At 57.9% G+C, this 16,109-nt stretch carries 14 protein-coding genes; 7 read left to right on the top strand and 7 right to left on the bottom strand.

The genetic code is table 11. From position 1 onward, the window contains the following. Positions 1-762 precede the first annotated feature (762 nt). Positions 763-1,359, bottom strand: a complete 597-nt coding sequence (locus ETAA8_RS15515) for an HNH endonuclease (protein WP_145089927.1) — start codon at positions 1,357-1,359, stop codon at positions 763-765. Between the two features lie 618 nt (positions 1,360-1,977). Between ETAA8_RS15515 and ETAA8_RS15510 the strand changes: the two genes are divergently transcribed. Then, a complete protein-coding gene (locus ETAA8_RS15510; RefSeq protein ID WP_145089924.1) occupies positions 1,978-2,523 on the top strand; it encodes a hypothetical protein in 546 nt (181 codons plus the stop codon). 40 nt (positions 2,524-2,563) lie between these two features. Here the strand turns inward: ETAA8_RS15510 and ETAA8_RS15505 are convergent, their stop codons facing one another. The 3 genes from ETAA8_RS15505 to ETAA8_RS15495 all read right to left on the bottom strand — a co-directional run bounded on the left by ETAA8_RS15505 (position 2,564) and on the right by ETAA8_RS15495 (position 4,835). Then, positions 2,564-2,836 carry a hypothetical protein gene (locus tag ETAA8_RS15505; protein ID WP_145089921.1) on the bottom strand — a complete coding sequence of 91 codons (273 nt, stop codon included), beginning with the start codon at positions 2,834-2,836 and terminating at the stop codon, positions 2,564-2,566. A 197-nt stretch (positions 2,837-3,033) separates the two neighbouring features. Next, positions 3,034-3,786 (bottom strand): carboxylesterase family protein, encoded by a 753-nt coding sequence (locus ETAA8_RS15500; protein WP_145089918.1) that lies wholly within the window; start codon positions 3,784-3,786, stop codon positions 3,034-3,036. A gap of 50 nt (positions 3,787-3,836) precedes the next feature. After that, the gene (locus tag ETAA8_RS15495) at positions 3,837-4,835 is read right to left on the bottom strand and encodes a hypothetical protein (protein WP_145089915.1); all 999 of its coding nucleotides are present in this window, start codon (positions 4,833-4,835) and stop codon (positions 3,837-3,839) included. 179 nt (positions 4,836-5,014) lie between these two features. Here ETAA8_RS15495 and ETAA8_RS15490 point away from each other — a divergent pair, with 179 nt between their 5' ends. Continuing rightward, complete coding sequence (locus tag ETAA8_RS15490; RefSeq protein ID WP_145089912.1) at positions 5,015-6,511, top strand: hypothetical protein; 1,497 nt, start codon at positions 5,015-5,017, stop codon at positions 6,509-6,511. Between the two features lie 210 nt (positions 6,512-6,721). Here the strand turns inward: ETAA8_RS15490 and ETAA8_RS15485 are convergent, their stop codons facing one another. After that, the gene (locus tag ETAA8_RS15485; protein WP_145089909.1) at positions 6,722-8,581 is read right to left on the bottom strand and encodes a hypothetical protein; all 1,860 of its coding nucleotides are present in this window, start codon (positions 8,579-8,581) and stop codon (positions 6,722-6,724) included. Positions 8,582-8,737: 156 nt separating this feature from the next. Continuing rightward, a complete protein-coding gene (locus tag ETAA8_RS15480; protein ID WP_145089906.1) occupies positions 8,738-9,742 on the bottom strand; it encodes an AAA family ATPase in 1,005 nt (334 codons plus the stop codon). 258 nt (positions 9,743-10,000) lie between these two features. On the opposite strand from ETAA8_RS15480, the gene ETAA8_RS15475 reads away from it, so the two are divergent. Further along, entirely contained in the window at positions 10,001-11,839 is a 1,839-nt protein-coding gene (locus ETAA8_RS15475) for a hypothetical protein (RefSeq protein WP_145089903.1), read from the top strand. 81 nt (positions 11,840-11,920) lie between these two features. Continuing rightward, positions 11,921-12,814, top strand: a complete 894-nt coding sequence (locus ETAA8_RS15470; protein ID WP_145089900.1) for a glycosyltransferase family 2 protein — start codon at positions 11,921-11,923, stop codon at positions 12,812-12,814. 23 nt (positions 12,815-12,837) lie between these two features. Here ETAA8_RS15470 and ETAA8_RS15465 read toward each other — a convergent pair whose 3' ends face one another. Beyond that, positions 12,838-13,554 (bottom strand): glycosyltransferase family 2 protein, encoded by a 717-nt coding sequence (locus ETAA8_RS15465; RefSeq protein WP_145089897.1) that lies wholly within the window; start codon positions 13,552-13,554, stop codon positions 12,838-12,840. 203 nt (positions 13,555-13,757) lie between these two features. Between ETAA8_RS15465 and ETAA8_RS15460 the strand changes: the two genes are divergently transcribed. The 3 genes from ETAA8_RS15460 (at position 13,758) to ETAA8_RS15450 (ending at position 15,993) form a co-directional block, all read left to right on the top strand. Then, entirely contained in the window at positions 13,758-14,225 is a 468-nt protein-coding gene (locus ETAA8_RS15460; RefSeq protein ID WP_202921858.1) for a TfoX/Sxy family protein, read from the top strand. 8 nt (positions 14,226-14,233) lie between these two features. Next, positions 14,234-14,635 (top strand): phosphoribosyl-AMP cyclohydrolase, encoded by a 402-nt coding sequence (gene hisI / locus ETAA8_RS15455; RefSeq protein ID WP_145089894.1) that lies wholly within the window; start codon positions 14,234-14,236, stop codon positions 14,633-14,635. A gap of 86 nt (positions 14,636-14,721) precedes the next feature. Continuing rightward, positions 14,722-15,993: an SGNH/GDSL hydrolase family protein gene (locus tag ETAA8_RS15450; RefSeq protein ID WP_145089891.1), complete on the top strand. Its 1,272-nt coding sequence runs from the start codon at positions 14,722-14,724 to the stop codon at positions 15,991-15,993. Positions 15,994-16,109: the final 116 nt, after the last annotated feature.

The following is a 16,109-nucleotide window of genomic DNA, read 5'->3' as shown; positions in this document are numbered from 1 at the left end:
TCAATCGCTAACGTGAGTTGTTGGCTGTTACCATAGCTTGCAACCGATCCTGAACTGGCTGCGAAACTAACGTGTTCTGTAATTCAAGTTGTGCGATCGAGGGTGAAAGGACTGCTTCTGAATCCGAGCTAATGATCGAGTCGGTAACTCGCACGCAGCCCATCAGATCGAGAGACCTTAGACGGCGGTGAGTGAGTAAGCACCTCGCGCCCTCCGATGTAAGGGTCTCGGAATGGGCGCTAACGTTGCGCAGATGAGGATAACGGCATAATATTTTTGCATGAGAGTCTGAAAAACTGTCGCACCAGACACTCACTTCTTGAATTGTGCCAATCGTCGCACCTTCCTCCAAGATTTCCGTTAGCTGCCGAGCCGTACAATCGCTATCGATCCGAAGTACGGTGGGAAAGTCGGTAAAGTTCCTGAGAAAGTGCCATCGCCGACTTTCCGCTACCGCCGTATCGAAGTCCGCGCCATGGAGTAAACCGATCCCGGCCTCATTACGGTAGAGGATTCCGGCACGTGCGCGTTTCATATTACGGACGGATGCTGAAACGCGTCGCCAGCGTTCGGCGATGTAGCCGATTGTCAACGAGAATAGCGTCAGGACCACAACGAACGCTCTCAGTGAAAACCGAAAGCGGCTGATGAAGGTTCGCGTTTTCGGCATTGCATCAGTCGGCATAAAACAAAAGAAGCTAGAGATCAGACTCGTTCGCCCTAAATCCCTAGCTCCCAGTTCCTAGCCCGCAGTCCCACTCACTACGGTTCAAGTTCAACGTTCCAGTAGGCTTCGCTGATGAACTTGCTCCAACTGGCGATTGGTACGCTGGAGATTGCGTAGAGCGGTTTCCACTTGGGGCGAATCGGCAGCTTCTTCAAACGCATGCCGACTTCCTGGTACGAGTGGTTCGCCTTCCGCTTATTGCACTCCACGCACGCGAGGACGCAATTCTCCCAAGTGCTTAGACCGCCGCGCGAACGTGGCGTAACGTGGTCGATCGTCAGATCGTCCCCGCCGGGCTGAATGCCGCAGTATTGGCACTGGTAGTGATCGCGCTTGAACAGGTTACGGCGGCTGAAAGCCACGTCCATTTGCGGCAAGCGGTCGTACTCTGCCAGCGACAGCACCTCGGGCACTCGCATTCGCGAATGAACTGCCTGGATGAAAGGCTCGCCGTCGCGCGGCTTTTGCCGCGTCCAGTCATCCCAGTCGTATTGCTGGAAATCGTGCGGATCGACAACCCGCGCCGTTCCATTCCAGAGCAACACGAGGGAACGCGACACGGTCGAAACCCGCACCGGCTGCCAGTTGCGATTGAGTACCAGCGTCGGTCGCTGGAGAACTGCCGTCGACATACATGCACCTCCGCTGGGAAGAAACACGACCAGTCGGCTATTCGCCGGCGTGTTGCCATCCCTCGGCAGCACGCGGTTTGTTAGCCAGGCCTGGGCGTGAAACCCGAACCTAAGCCCGCTGCGGAAGCCTTACCGATCTCCTTAGTTATATCACAAGAGGGCGGAACTTGCTTGCGGGTTCGGACAATGCCTGCCGGCTAATTCAAGATCGCCCTGTAGATTGCCCCGTGCGGTCATACGGTTCCCGCTCGAACTCCCTCCGGCCACTGCTGCCCACGAGTGACACGGTCGCAGCACTTCGCCGTGCGATTTGACCATTCGTTTTTTCATCCTAAACGTTCAACTTGCACCCCCTTAATTGAACACCAATCTCGCGGAAACCCGAGAGTTACGCATGCTACTGTCCAAATAAGAGTTCCTTAATTGAACACCCCCTTCCGCCGTGCGCGCACGATCTTCACCCTGTTGATGAGTTGGCCCAGCGGTTCGCGGGAATCTGTGATTGCCCAAGCAAGCTGGGCGCCACGGTAGTCGTGGGCTCTGGGTGGACAATCCGCAGGCGAGCGCCTACGCTGAGCAAGTCACTTTCCCGGCCCTATTTTGCATTGAATCAACCCTATGGACGACTCGCTCTTTTTCGTGAACCTCGGCCTTCGCTACCTGCACATCTTGGGCGCGATCGCCCTCATGGGTGGCACCATTTTCATGCGGTTCGCTCTGTTCCCCACCGTCAAAGGACTGAGCGAAGCAGAACGAGCTGCCGTCCACACCGGTGTGCGTTCGCGCTGGGCGAAAGTCGTGGGCATCGCCTCGGGCATGCTACTCATCAGCGGCATTGCCAATTTGGGACTCGCTTCGCGGTACGACATCGCTTTACATGGGGGCGGAAGCTACAGCATGCTCGGCGGGATTAAACTGGTGCTGGCTTTGCCGATTTTCGTGATCGCCGCGCTGTTGATGGGGAAGACCGACCTGGCCAAGAAGGTGCAAGCCAATGCGGCGATGTTCATGAACATCAACCTGGTGCTCGCCCTGATCCTGGTCTTCATCGGCGGTTGGCTGAAGTTCTCGACGAAGACGCTCAAAGAAAAGTACCGGCCGGGCAACGTTCCCGCGGCAGCTGCGCAGGCTGATGGCCAACCCGCGATTCAACTGACGAAGTAAACGAACTCCCCCATCGTTACCGATCGGAATGATCGCTCAACTAGGCCGCTGTTGGCACCCGGCGATAGGCAATCAAGCGAGCCGGGGCACCGCTGCGGCGGAGTCGTTCCAGGCAGATTTGCGCCAGCGATAGATCGCTAAAGCTCGCGACCAGTTTCCAGGGCTGCTGACTGGCGGCTTCGCGCGTTTGCACGCGAAAGTGCGGGGCCATGTTGCCGGGGCCGGTCGCGGCCAGCAGGGAAATCGCGGTGCCGGAATTAGCGGCCAGCGACGCGCCAGGAAGACTAACCGACGGGGGATATAAAGCAGGCATCCGTTCCACTCGAACAAAAGAGATAACAAACCACGGCAATCAAAAACTGCCGAACAAAACGTGCTGCGGGCTCAGTGGAAGGATCAAACAGGGCGGTTAACAAAGAGTAATCGGCACGCACCCCCTCTTCCCTTGAATGCATTCGCGTTGATGCTGGCAAGTCGCGGAGCCAGCTGGGCAAATCCAACGGCCGATCACTACGGCCGCTTTTGTTCCAGCAACCACTGATACAACTCGGGCTTACCGTAAGCCGTTGTCCAGCAGTCGTGGCCGGCATCGGGGTCGATCGTGAGCTTGACCTTCTCGCCCCCCGCTTTTTTGATTGCCTCGACCATTGTCTCACTCAAGGCCACCGGCGAGCCCACGTCTTTCGCGCCGTGAAAAACCCAGATCGGCAGTTTGATAAGTTTTTCCGCGAGTGCGGCATCGCCGCGCCCGCACATGGGGACCGCCGCAGCAAACTTATCGGGATAATTCGTCGCTAAGGCCCAGCTTCCCGAGCCACCCATGCTCAGGCCGGTGATGTACAGCCGCTTCTCGTCCGCCTGCTGCTGGGCAGCCACGTGGTCGACCAGTTTGGCCAGGGTGGTGGCATCCCAACGCTTGTCTTTGGGGCATTGAGGCGAAACGGTAATGTAAGCCCAATCTTTCTCCGTGGTGCAAATCTTGGGTGGGCCGTGCTTCTTAACCACTTCCAAGTCGTCCCCTCGCTCGCCCGAGCCGTGCAAGAACATCAGCAGCGGCAGCTTCGTTTTGCCGTCGTGCTTGGCCGGCAAATAAAGCCAGTAATGAAGCGTCGTCTCGTTTCCATCGGCATCCTTGGTGGTGAACTGTTGCTTCACCTGTTCGCCCGCCTTCGGCTCGTCGGCAGTTGCACCGGACCAGCCACTGACGAGGACGACGGTCAGCAGAATTGCGGCAGCAACACGCACAATCAGGTGAGTGGACATGGGTCGACTTTCGGAGTAGGGAAACGGAAGACCAAACGCGGCAGCAGATTCTACGAGATTGCAGCGACCGATCCAAACGAACGTTCACTGCGCACGAGCGGAATTGGCCAGACTTGCCAGGCCAACTCTGTTGGCGAACTCCGCTGCTGCTGAGGACGCGCATCCCCTTCTTTCTCGGCAGCCGCACCAATCAACAAGGCGATCAAGATCAGCGTCAAACCAACGAACCGCAGCCCCATCGTGCCCCAGATCATCGGAATGACACTACCGCACTTATCGGAGTTCATCATGGCCACCACCAGCGAAACCGATCCAGCTGCGCAGGTAACGTAGCTCCCAAAGATCACGCTCTCCATCGCATAGTTCAGGAGAAACGACAGGCCGGTGAGAATGATTGACAGTATGAGTTCACCAAAAAACACACCGACGGCCAGCAGTGGATTAATCGTCGCGCTCGCCGCGATGACTCGAATCCAACAAAAGAGCCCCAAGAAACCGGCGACGGTGAGCAGTAGATACCCAGTACCAAACAACGCTACGGCCTGGGGAATCAGCGACATGACGATCGCGAACAGGATGCAAGCCCCCAGACCGACCAGCAAGACAGGCAGTGGCAGCCCTTCCATTCCCTTCGATATCTCGACTTGCACGTCGTCTTCTGCATCTTTGGCCGCTTTGGCCATGATCTGGGCAGTGGCGTCGGCGTGCGCGCCGTGACCTCCGCCTGCGACTGCAGCTGGCGCATCACCCGACATGCTGATCGTCTGCATCCGCTTGCCAAGCTTGACGTTGTAGCCACACTTGACACAGAGAACCGCATTCGGAGGCATATCCGCTCCGCAGCCCGGGCAGCGGGGGATGTTCGAATCGCGTGCCTTCAAGCCGATGTCGTCGAACAAGCCAGCATTGGAATGAATGGGTGCCGGCGCAGCTTGCGGTGCCTGAATTTTTAGCGGCTGTTTGCACTTAGGACAGGCAACCGTGCGGCCAGCCAACTCATCTTTCGCCGCAAACGCAGCACCGCACGCACAGGCAACTTTGATAGGCATAGAACGAGAAGAAGAGGGACGACGATCCGGGATTAGCTTCGACTGAGCAGAAGTTTAACTCAGCCGATTTATCTTAACTGGCCCCTCACCGCGCAACTATGGCTTGCCGCGACAAATTGCCGGCGGTTTCGCACTTCGTGGGCAGCGGCAACTTGTTATCCCAGTTGAGGGATGCTGAAATGAGTTTGCTCCGATTCGTCGCGATCTTCTCCGGCGATGAATGCTTAACCCCTGTCACCTCGCACATCTATCAACCTCTCATGCCTTCAGCTTTTGCCTCTGCCGCTTGGCGCTCGGTCCTCTTGTTGCTCGTCGCTAGTGCCACAAACGGAGTCGCCTTTTCTGCCGAACCATCGCGGGTCCTGAGCGTACTGCGAGACTTCGACCGCGACCAACCGGGTCCGCTGCAACCACTCAAACATCACACGTGGAATGCCACGACGCAGGCCAACGCGGCGAACTACAGTCAGGTCGAAATCGTATTGTTGGCTGCAGAAGAGCAGGCATGCAAACTGACGATAGGGGCCGATTTTCCCTGGGGCAATCGCGACGAATATCGAGCTTTGACCATTGGCCCCGACTACCTGCCACCCGCAGCTGATGCGCTCCGCCTGCGTGTGAAAGTTCTGCGCGGAAAGTTCACTCTGGCCGTCGGTAGTCCCACGGTTTATTTCGGCCATAGCGATGTCGCGACCACCACGCGCGAAGTCTCCAAAGCTGATGGCGACGAGTGGCAGACCATCGAGTTTTCTTTGCACCACAACCTGCGGCGAAACTTTCGCCGCGCGCGGTTCGGCGAGAAATCCCCGGTCATCTATTACACCCGCTGGATTCAAGAGCCGCTGTACCTTTACGTCGACAAGCCCTCGGCCGGTGAGTTGCTCATCGACCAGATCGAACTGTTGACCAAAGGCGAAGGTCAACCGTTTCCGACTTTCACTCCCGACCAGGTACGCCCTGTTGCGACCATTGTCGATTTCGAGAAAGAAACCGACCTTCAGCAAGCCTTCACGTTTTTTCAAGATCCGATCGACTTCACCAAGCCAGCCTATGCCGTGCGACCAGATTGGCTACCTCCGAAATTGGATCGCCTTGCCGTCGGACATACTGGCCTGCATTCACTCCGCTCGCAGCAGCGTGGTACCGAAGAGACCTGCTTCACGGGTATCCATGCCCCCGGCAACAAAGAAGCAAACGCACTTCAACTAACGCTTAAGCTTGACCACGACAGGTTAGAGAGCGAGGTAGCACTGGACTTTCTGGTGTATGTCACTCTGCCCGGGAACAGCGCCCGCTTTCCTTGGCAAAGGTTCCAGCCACCCGAATTGTGGCGCAGTTCCCCCTTGGCATTCACCTATTACTTGGGACAGCAGCAGACCAAGGGGGAAAGTTATGCCTTCTATCACACTCGCCGCTCCTTACCCAAGGGAGCATGGACCTCGCTGGTGTTGCCTGGCGACGACTTCATCTGCGCCTATGGTCAGGGTGATTGCGCAAACCTGTTTCAATCTCAATCGCCGCTGAAATGTGATGGGATTCAAGCGATTGGCTTCGTGGCACCCTATCGCCAGCGGTACGGCACAACAACAGTGACCATCGACGAATTGTCGTGGGTGCAGGTTCCCAGCACTGCGCTGCCGCGGCACACTTATTGGCAAGCGCCGCCGCCAAAGTAGAACGTGCTAAGCATCTTGCGTTTAATAACTTCCCGGAAGGTTTCGTTGGGTGGCTGTGTTCTGCAGTTCGTTGATCTTGCGTTTCTGGGGTATGCCGCGGTCGATGCGTGGGCTCTACCCAACCTGCAGAACACAGGCGAAACGGGTTCCAGGCGGCAAACCCCAGGCACCCAGTGCCTTTCAAATCGAGAAGCTATTAAACGCTAGATGCTAAGCTTTGCGAATGAAGTGCTCGGCATAGCTGCGAACTTGCTTGCCATTAAGCACGTGTACCATCCGCAGTTGCTGAATCGTCGCGTCGCTGAATTGATTGAGTGGGAGGTGAACGAACTTCTTCCCAAACCGCTGCGCCAGTCTGCGCCAACCAGCGCCTGGTGGCGATGCGCTGAGCAGCGCGATCTGCGGACAACTGCTATGCAGGCAAGCCGCCGCCAGCAGTCGCTCCTCCAGCGTTGAAGTGAAGTCGAGCTCACGGTTGGTCCAGATATCGGGAATGTGAATCGGCGGAAACAGGAACATCGCGCCGCCGTAGGTCGACAAGCCGATGCCGGGGCCGACCATTTCTTGGCTGAAGTCACTGGCAAAGAAGGCGAGTGTCGATTCCTCTTGATGTTCGGCAAACCAGGTTGCCCGCCAAGGATAGTCACGCGGATCGGCCGGCGCATCGAAGAGCATCACCACGCAGTCGAGCCGACCGCGGCTCGGCGGCAGAATCTTGACGTAGATCTTTTCCTCGTACCAATGCCGCAGCGTATCGCGGATGTCGACGCCATCCATAATGCTCGTCGTAAACGGCTCCGTCCGCGCTAAATCGGCACCCATCACCGCCTTCGCGCGGTCGAACAAGTGCGCACGGAACGTTTCAATCTGTTGATCTTCCGGCGGCCAACTGCACTGCGAATAGGGATTCCAGCGCATCAGCCATTCTTCTTTTTCAGGCTTCTTTGGCTTCCGCGTGAGTTGCAGCGTGCGCCAGACAATGGGATGGCCGGGCAGGCGATTATCGAGCTCCACAATCTCTTTGTCCGGCAAACGCGCCTGGCTGATGCCGCACTTGATTGTTTCGAACGGGGTGTACTTCGCCAGTTCATAGTCGCGAGCTGTTTCGGCCACATGCACCGCAAAGGCATCGCCGCAAGTTTGTTGCGTGGCGACAATCAGGTTGTACAAGTCGGGAGTCAGCCGTCCGTCGACCAGCGACAAATTACGCAGGTACTTCAAGCACTGCTTCAGCAAATGGGGCGTAATCTTGCGGGCTCGCCGCTTGAAATCGGCGCGGTAGCGATCCCGCGCAACGAGCAGCAATTCCTTTATGCCGTCGATGGAAAGATTCTCGTCATCTTCGAGCTCCGCGCGCGCCCGTTCGTACAACTGCGTGATGAACGGGAGTTCGCCAAGTAAGAAAATGAGCGTCGCGGGATCGATGGCATAGGTCTCAGGATCCGAAACGGCATCGTCTTCAGCAACGAGCTTCGTTTTCTCGCGATAGGCATTGCGCAGCCACGGCCAATCGGTCAGCGAGCAGATGGCTAGAATTCGCTGCCGCTTCAGTTCGAGCGTTCGCAACTGCGCAGCCATGTGGATGATCCGCGCATGGTGCTGCTCACTCTGCGGCGGACGAGTACTCGGCAAGGTTGCCGCGGCGAATTGCTCGATGCTTACTTTTTTCAAAGCATAAGCATCGGGAAGTATGGCCGTGGGGGGTTCGAAGCGATTCGTTTCCAGGTCGATAAAGGCCCGCGGCAGGTGCTCGGCAATCGCCGACCGAAGCGCGGCGATCACCGCCTGGCAAGGATCGATGGGAACATAACTGCAGCGGGAATGTTCGCCCGGCGTATTTCGCTCGGCCGAAAAGAAATCGCTTTGTTCCTTCTGCAGCACCGCCGTCGGTGTTGGCAACTGGCCGATTGCTTGCTCAACCGCGGGCTGAAACGACGGCGGCAACGGCACTGCCAGGCAATCGAACGACTGCTCGAGCATCAGCCGGCGCACGGCAATCGCAAAGTCGCCACTGCCGTGCAACACGGGGACGAGCGTGATTCGGTCGCTGAGATGAAGTGCGTTGGTCATGCGTTACGTAGCCCGACGCGTTAGCGAGGGGAGTTTATGGAGGCAGGTTGGCCTGCAATCCATTGCAGATTGGCTTTGATTCGCTTGGCTCGGCAAATGAATAGTGAACACGATCACGAACCATCCCCTGGCGAACGCGTCGGGCTACATAGGAAGTTACCGGTCATCTTCTTCGTCGTCATCCGAGTCATCAAAATCATCGTCGAAGTCGTCTTCATCCTCATCCTCACTGGCTCGATCCGGATGGAGCGGATCATCGGCAGCAAAGAAGAAGTCGCCGAGCCCCAGCGGAACATTGGCTTCGCCCAACGAACGCGACTTACGCTGTGCGACCGAGTTCAAATCGAGCGCATCGTCTCCCAGGCACTTGGCGAGTGCTTCGCGCCAGGCAGCATCCTTCGATAGCGGATGTTTCGAATCCTGCGCGAGTCGCTTCATGGCATAACGCAGCATGTTGATTCCATCGCGGGGGCTGTAGTCGAGCTTGAGCGCGTGGGCCCGCTGCAAAAAGTCGACGGTCAGGGCCAGCATTTCGGCTGCGGCGAAGGGAAGGTGATACTGCAAAATCGCCAATTCATCCTGACGCTCGGGAAAGCCCAGAGTCAGCGTGGGCTGCAATCGGCTCATGATGTAATCGGGAATCTCGAACGTCGATTCGTCCTGATTCATCGTCACGCAGCAGCGGAAGTCGGGATGGGCGGTGATTGTAATGCCGGCCACAATCGATTCGACATAGCGTCGCTGATCGAACAGCGGAGCGAGGCTCGCCCACGACTTTTCGTTCATCCGGTTCCCTTCGTCCAAAATGCAGATGCCTCCTTGAATTGCGGCTGTCACTAGCGGCGAGGCGTGATAGGCAATCTTGCCACTCTCGGCCAGGACAGGTGTGACGAGCAAATCTTCGGGGCGCGTATCGGACGTGCATTGATAAATGTACAAGTCCTGGTTACGCAATTTGGCCCCGGCCATGCCGAGTGCCGTCTTGCCGATGCCCGGCGGCCCGACCAGGCGCGGCGTCAGCGGCAAATCGCGCTCGTCGACTACCAGCCAGCAGGCCATTAGCTGCTGCAAGATCTCGCGCTGGCCAATCCATTCGCCCCGCGCCTCGTGCGGATGGCTAAGGTGCAAGTGAATTCCATCGATGTTCACTTCCCGCTGCATGGAAACTTCCTATTCATTCGTCGGACGTGTGATCGCTGTGCTTTCGTAGCTCAACTCTAACGGCCCGGCAGAATCGCTCCAAGCGGTAGGACCGGAACGCGCGGACGATCTTGCGGCTGCTTGGGACGTGTGCAGATGCCAGCCAAACGATAACGGCCGCGACGAGCGTTCTATATTTGCCGGGCTAACTGCCGCTCGGTACGAATTGCCAGCGGGCTTCGTTGGATGTCATTGAATCGTTGAGTTAAGGACAGGACCATGCTTGCTGCGAGTCACACGCCGCAAAATCTGGCTGCTTGGATCGACCGCGGCCTGCTGCTGGCCGTGTTGCTCGCGTGCGGATGCTCGCTGTCGCTGAATGTGGCTGATCCCGACCTGTGGGGTCATATTCAATATGGCCGCGATTGCTGGCGCAATGGCTTGCCGGCGACCACCACCTATTCGTACATCGCCGAGGGCTATCGTTGGGTGAATCACGAGCTCGTGGCCGAGTTCGCACTCTTTGCCATCAACGACACCTTGGGTGGCCGCGGCCTGCTCATCGTCAAAGCATTGCTCGGTTGGCTCGTCATCGGGCTGATCATGCGGGCTGCCTGGAAACAAGGGGCCAGCCTGATCACCGTAAGTGGAACTGCGCTGCTCGTCGCCGTGACGCTAGGCAATCACTGGAGTTTGCGACCGCAACTCGCTTCGTACACCTGCTTTGCGCTCCAGATCGCGCTGCTCGGTTGGGCCTTCCAAGGCTGGGAGGGAGATAACCGCCTGAATGGCCCCTGGCTCCGCAACCTGCTTGCGCGGTTTGGTCTGGCCGGTTGCTTGAGTTGGATCTCGCAATCAAGCGACGGCAACGAACCACAAGAGATTCCCTATTCGCGGGCTCACTTGAAAGCCCTGTGGCTGATCGTGCCCCTGATGGTTGTTTGGACAAACTCGCACGGCGGCTTTTTGGCCGGGTTGTGTGTGTTCATTGCGTATCTCGGCCTCCGCGGCGTCGAAGTCGTGGCTCATCGCGGCTTCGCAGCGTGGGGATTGCTGCTCCGCTTTGGGCTGATGATCGTTGCTGCTGCTGTTTCTACACTCATCAATCCTTATGGAACTGAGTTCCTCACCTGGCTGTACGACGACCTCAAGGTTCCTCGGCCCGAAATCGTCGAATGGCGAGCCCCCGACTTCTTCAGCCTGGAAACATTGCCGTTCGTGATTCTGCTCGCAGCTTGGGTGGGGGCGTTGCTCTTCAGCAAGAAGCGGCACGACTTTACGCAACAAGTGATTCTCGCGCTCTTATGCTGGCAATCCATGTCGCACTTGCGGCATATCGCGTTCTTTGCCATCGCGTGCGGCTTTTGGCTGCCGCGGCATTGGCAATCGATCTTCGAACGCCTGGGCGCTTCGTCGAGCGAAACTTCACTCGCCAGCGGATTATCACCTCGCCTGGCTCCCATTCTCGCCGGGCTGATGTTCGTCGCATGCCTCATTACCGGCGGCAAACTGGCCAGCCGCTTGCACGAATTAAAAGTCGAACGCGAAAACTTCCCGCTGGCAGCAGCTGAGTTCATCGCGCGCGAAAAACTCTCCGGCAAGATGATCGTCACGTTCAACTGGGCGCAGTATGCCCTGGCAACCTTTGGCCCCAATGATGCTCGCCCCGATGGGCTCTTGGTGCATGTCGACGGTCGTTGCCGGACAAGCTATTCCCAGGCCATGCTCGACGAGCATTTCGATTTCATCCTGGGGAAACAGCCTCCCACCGATCGTTACCGCGATCCCAACAGCGGGCCCTTCGACCCAGAAAAAGCCCTGCGAAATCATCGGCCCGACCTGGTGCTCCTCGCCCGTTCGCAACAACCGGGTTGCGATGTGATGCTCAACCAGCAAGCAACCTGGTGCCTCCTTTATCAAGACGAACTAGCCCAGCTTTGGGGCCGCCGTAGTCGGTTCGACGATCCAGCTAACCCTGATTATGTGCCGGAGTCCAATCGCGTGATCGGCAGCCAGCCGCAGACCGGTTACGTCGCCTGGCCCGCAATGCCCGCCTATTTTCCCACGAAGATTGTGGACTCCGCGGGGTTGAACATCGCCGCTGCGGCCAGTCATTAACGATCGATTGCATAACCTTGCTGAAAATCCACCGTGCGGCCCCCGACCAAACAAACAGTCCCTGCGAAAAGCGAACTTGAAATGAACGAACTTGCCGCCACCGAAGTCTGTAACACGATTCCAGCCGTTGCCCCCCATGATTTCGGCCGCAATCCGCCGTTGGGAAGTGGCGTGGACGAATCGAGCCCGAGCCGCGACAATCGGGGCCCCTCTTGCAACCGATTGATCGCTATGCTCCCCAAGCCCGCAAACTACGAAGTCCCTCAACTCGACTACGCGCTCCCCGCCGGTTTCAAGCTGTCGGTAGTGATCCCCGCGTATAACGAAGAACGGACGATTCGCGAAATCCTCAGCCGCGTAGCCGCCCTCCCGGTGCCGCTCGAAATCATCGTCGTCGACGATTGCAGCAAAGATCAGACCCGCGAGATTCTGCGCGAACTCGAAGCTGCCGGCGACTTGATCGTCGTCTTCAAGTCGCAGAACGAAGGAAAGGGAGCGGCCCTGCGCACTGGCATTCAGCGCGCCACCGGCGATATCGTCATCGTGCAAGATGCCGACCTGGAATACGACCCGCGCGATATTCTGCCATTACTCAAGCCGATTCTGGCCGGCGAAGCAGACGTGGTCTACGGCTCGCGCTTTTTGCACGAGAAGCCGCACGACAAGTCGCTCATTCACCGCTTTGGCAACTGGGCCCTGACGTTCGCCTCGAACGTGACGACCGGCCTGAAGTTGACCGACATGGAGACCTGCTACAAGGCCTTCAAGCGCGAAGTGCTGACGAAGTTCGAGATCCAGCAGAATCGCTTTGGCTTCGAACCCGAAGTGACCGCGAAACTTGGCCGCCGCAAGTTTCGCGTCATCGAAGTTCCCATCAGCTACAACGCCCGCTCGTATGCCGAGGGGAAAAAGATTGGCGTTAAAGATCTCTTTAACGCCTTATGGTGCATCTTCCGCTATGGCCTGCGAGATTAGTTCCCGCGGCCATTGGCCAGTTCTCACTCGCCCAGCGCTAATTCGCGCAGGTGACTGAGAAAGCTCCCCATGCGCTTGGGCGCGCCAGCTTGGTGCACATTGTCGGCGCGCGAGTGAATGGTGGTTGCGGGATCATTCACGGTGGCAACGGGCACGGGCGGTATCTTGCCGAGTGTCATCTCGGGCTCGATCTGACCTGCACGCAGTTCGTCGATCGCGCCGCGCCGAATCATGTGGATTGAAGCCACTTCGTTCGTTTGGTTGGCTTGCACCTTGAGGGCTTCGCCCCATTGGCTAAGCCGATCGAGCAACTCGTTACTCAAGTTCTGCACACGAGAGGGAGTGCGCGCCATGACCAATTGCTGGTTCTGTCGCATTTCCCACAGCCGGCGAAGATCGTTGCTGCTGATATTGGCCTGTTCGTCTTGCACGAAGACGATTTCGCCACGGGCCTGTTCCATGCCCGTTCGCACCGCTTGCTGAGTGCCGCGGGCGACCGTATTCCGCAGGGCTCGCACTTGCGGATACTGCCGCGACAGATCCTCGGCAATTTCGAACGTATGATCGGCCGAGCCGTCATCGACAATCAGCAGTTCAAACCGCTGCGTCAGTTCGGGGATGATTTCCAACCACCGAGCCACCTGCCGGCCGAGCGTGGCTTCGCAATCGCGAACCGGCATAATCAAACTGAGGGTACTACTCGCGTTCTTCGTCGCGTCTTTACTCGCGTTTATACTCAAGGGGGGCCTCACAAGCTGAGAGTTGCCCAGGCACAAGCTGCCAGCCAGGCTGAAGAACGTTCGGCCCTCAAGGGGCCGCCATCAGACACATGGCGAGCAGAGGTACTCGCTGCCGAAGCGATTGATTGCATCGGCAAGCCGCGCGCCGCGCAATGAGGTTGCTCCGTTGCTTTCGCATAGCGTCGGTTGTGAGCTTCGTACCAATGGTTCACAATAAGCTGCTACGTTCGTTCTTCGTGGTGCAGGGCTCGTTTCGCATGCCGGTCAGTCTTACATTTCGTCAGTGGGTGCGCGATCAACTGCAGCCCAGCGTGCGCGGGCTGCGCGACCGGAGTATGTTCGGCGGCGTGGGAATCTATGCCGGCGATTGGTTCTTCGCCCTGCTGGCCGAAGATCGACTCTACCTGAAAGTGGACGATTCCAATCGTGCCGACTTTGTCGCAGCCGGCATGGGACCGTTCCATCCCTTTGGCGACGACCGCCTGGTGATGCAGTACTACGAAGTGCCGCTCGAAGTCATCGAAAAGCAGGCGTTACTGGCCGCCTGGGCTGCCAAGGCCATTGCGGTCGCCATGGCGGCCAAGAAACCGAAGAAGTCGGTAATATCGAAACCGGCCAAGAGTCAAAACAAGATTCAAAAGAAGACCACCCGCAAAACTCCTAGCCGCTAAAGACCCTCATGACTGATTTCTCAACTCCAGTGACCGGTCCCGATTTCTCGCGCGGCGAAGGTGGCTTGCTCCCGGCCATTGCCCAGGATGCGGAAACCGGCGAAGTACTGATGATGGCCTGGATGAACCAGCCCGCCTTTGAAGAAACGCTGCAGACCGGCCAGGCGACCTATTGGAGCCGCAGCCGAGGCAAATACTGGCGAAAGGGTGAAGAGAGTGGTCACCGCCAAACGGTGCGGGCCATCTTTATCGATTGTGATGCCGATACCATCCTCCTCAAGGTCGACCAGGTCGGCGCGGCCTGCCACGAAGGTTACCGCAGTTGCTTCTTTCGCCAGGTCGACTCCGTCGGTGTGCGCGTCGTCGCCACCAAACTGGTCGAGCCCACGGCAGTCTATAAGAAGAGCTGATCACGGCTTGATGGCACGGCCTTGGCGGGGAGTTACAATCGCAGCGGAATCAACTGCGATTTGTCCCTCTCCTCAAAAGGCCCACCATGTCCTGCTTTGCTTCGCTTTCACCCTGGCACAAACTGGCAATCCGCGCGGTGATTGCTGCCGCCGCGATATTCTCCGCTTCACCATCTACTGCCACTGCCGCCGAAGGCTTCTTCTTTCAGGACGGCGATCGCGTCCTGTTCATCGGCGATAGCATCACCGAGCAATACCAATACTCGACCGACATCGAACTTTACCTGACGACGCGCTTTCCCAAGTGGCGGTTGCAGTTTCTGAATGCCGGTATCAGTGGCGACACTGCGGGTGGCGGTGCCGGACGCTTCAAGACCCACGTGCTCGATGAAAAGCCAACTGCCGTGACGATCAACTTTGGCATGAACGACGGTGGCTACGGTGCGTTCAACAAAGACAGTAACGCCCGCTACGTGAAGAATACCGAGTCGATGCTCGAAGCCGCGAAGAATGCTGGCATTCGTGTGGCCCTGGTCTCGCCCAATGCCGTCGATCGCCGCCTACAAGAGCGCTTCAAGTTGTACCTAGAAACGCAAAAGGAGTTCTATGCTCCACTGGCCAGCAGCGCTGAGAAGTTCGGCTTCCCCTTCGTCGATCAGTACGCCACCACTCGCGCCGCGCTCGAGAAGATGGAAGCCGATAAGGCCGATGCCGTGCGCCCCTTTGGTGACGGTTTTCACACTTCATCGAATGGCGGCCTCTTCATGGCTCACGCCATTCTCACCGGTCTGCATGCCCCAGCACTGGTCAGCGATGCCACCATCGACGTGACCTCCGGCAAAGCAACAGGCAAAGCATGTACGGTGACCGGAGTCTCTGGTGATCCGCAGGCCGTCGAATTCACTCGGCTCGACGACGCGCTCCCTCTGCCGATTCAAAAAGACTGGGTGTCGCTCCTTCCCTACATGAACAACCTGAAGGATCTGAACTGGTACGGACTGAAGGTCACCGGCCTGGCTGCGGGCAACTATGCAGTCGCCATCGATGGCGAGGAGGTCGCGCAATTCACAGCTGACGAATTGGCCGCCGGAGTGAACCTGGGCAACGTCACACAAGGGCCAATCCACGCCCAGGGCAAAATAGTGCTTGACGCCATGAACGCCAAGAATCAGCTGGTTCATCAGCGTTTTCGCAGCGTGGTCATGTTCAACGCTCCTGATTGGCTCGCCGAAGTTGCCGCCGCGCCCAAGGCAGCGGAACTCGCGAAGCGGATGGAGAAGATCGCCGCAGCTCAGGCGGCCATCTACGAGGCGGTTCAACCCGTGAAGCACAACTTCGCCATTAAAGCGCTGAAGTAGCGATGCTGTAGGGCCCGCAGTTCGGACCGTAGACACCTCAGCCAGCGAACCGACACTGTTCAAGAGTCAAGCCGGATCACGGTCCGCACAGCGGACTCCACACATACTAGGAACTG

Source organism: Anatilimnocola aggregata (genome assembly GCF_007747655.1).
Taxonomy (GTDB): Bacteria; Planctomycetota; Planctomycetia; order Pirellulales; family Pirellulaceae; genus Anatilimnocola; species Anatilimnocola aggregata.
Note: the sequence above shows the minus strand (reverse complement) of the source record. Positions and strands in the feature narration are given on the sequence as shown.

Excerpts from the sequence above, each read along its gene's own strand:
- ETAA8_RS15470 (WP_145089900.1), top strand. The coding sequence starts at position 11,921 with ATGAACGAACTTGCCGCCACCGAAGTCTGTAACACGATTCCAGCCGTT.
- ETAA8_RS15515 (WP_145089927.1), bottom strand. The coding sequence starts at position 1,359 with ATGTCGACGGCAGTTCTCCAGCGACCGACGCTGGTACTCAATCGCAAC.
- ETAA8_RS15480 (WP_145089906.1), bottom strand. The coding sequence starts at position 9,742 with ATGCAGCGGGAAGTGAACATCGATGGAATTCACTTGCACCTTAGCCAT.
- ETAA8_RS15500 (WP_145089918.1), bottom strand. The coding sequence starts at position 3,786 with ATGTCCACTCACCTGATTGTGCGTGTTGCTGCCGCAATTCTGCTGACC.
- ETAA8_RS15505 (WP_145089921.1), bottom strand. The coding sequence starts at position 2,836 with ATGCCTGCTTTATATCCCCCGTCGGTTAGTCTTCCTGGCGCGTCGCTG.
- ETAA8_RS15485 (WP_145089909.1), bottom strand. The coding sequence starts at position 8,581 with ATGACCAACGCACTTCATCTCAGCGACCGAATCACGCTCGTCCCCGTG.
- ETAA8_RS15490 (WP_145089912.1), top strand. The coding sequence starts at position 5,015 with ATGAGTTTGCTCCGATTCGTCGCGATCTTCTCCGGCGATGAATGCTTA.
- ETAA8_RS15450 (WP_145089891.1), top strand. The coding sequence starts at position 14,722 with ATGTCCTGCTTTGCTTCGCTTTCACCCTGGCACAAACTGGCAATCCGC.
- ETAA8_RS15510 (WP_145089924.1), top strand. The coding sequence starts at position 1,978 with ATGGACGACTCGCTCTTTTTCGTGAACCTCGGCCTTCGCTACCTGCAC.
- ETAA8_RS15475 (WP_145089903.1), top strand. The coding sequence starts at position 10,001 with ATGCTTGCTGCGAGTCACACGCCGCAAAATCTGGCTGCTTGGATCGAC.
- hisI (WP_145089894.1), top strand. The coding sequence starts at position 14,234 with ATGACTGATTTCTCAACTCCAGTGACCGGTCCCGATTTCTCGCGCGGC.
- ETAA8_RS15495 (WP_145089915.1), bottom strand. The coding sequence starts at position 4,835 with ATGCCTATCAAAGTTGCCTGTGCGTGCGGTGCTGCGTTTGCGGCGAAA.
- ETAA8_RS15460 (WP_202921858.1), top strand. The coding sequence starts at position 13,758 with ATGGTTCACAATAAGCTGCTACGTTCGTTCTTCGTGGTGCAGGGCTCG.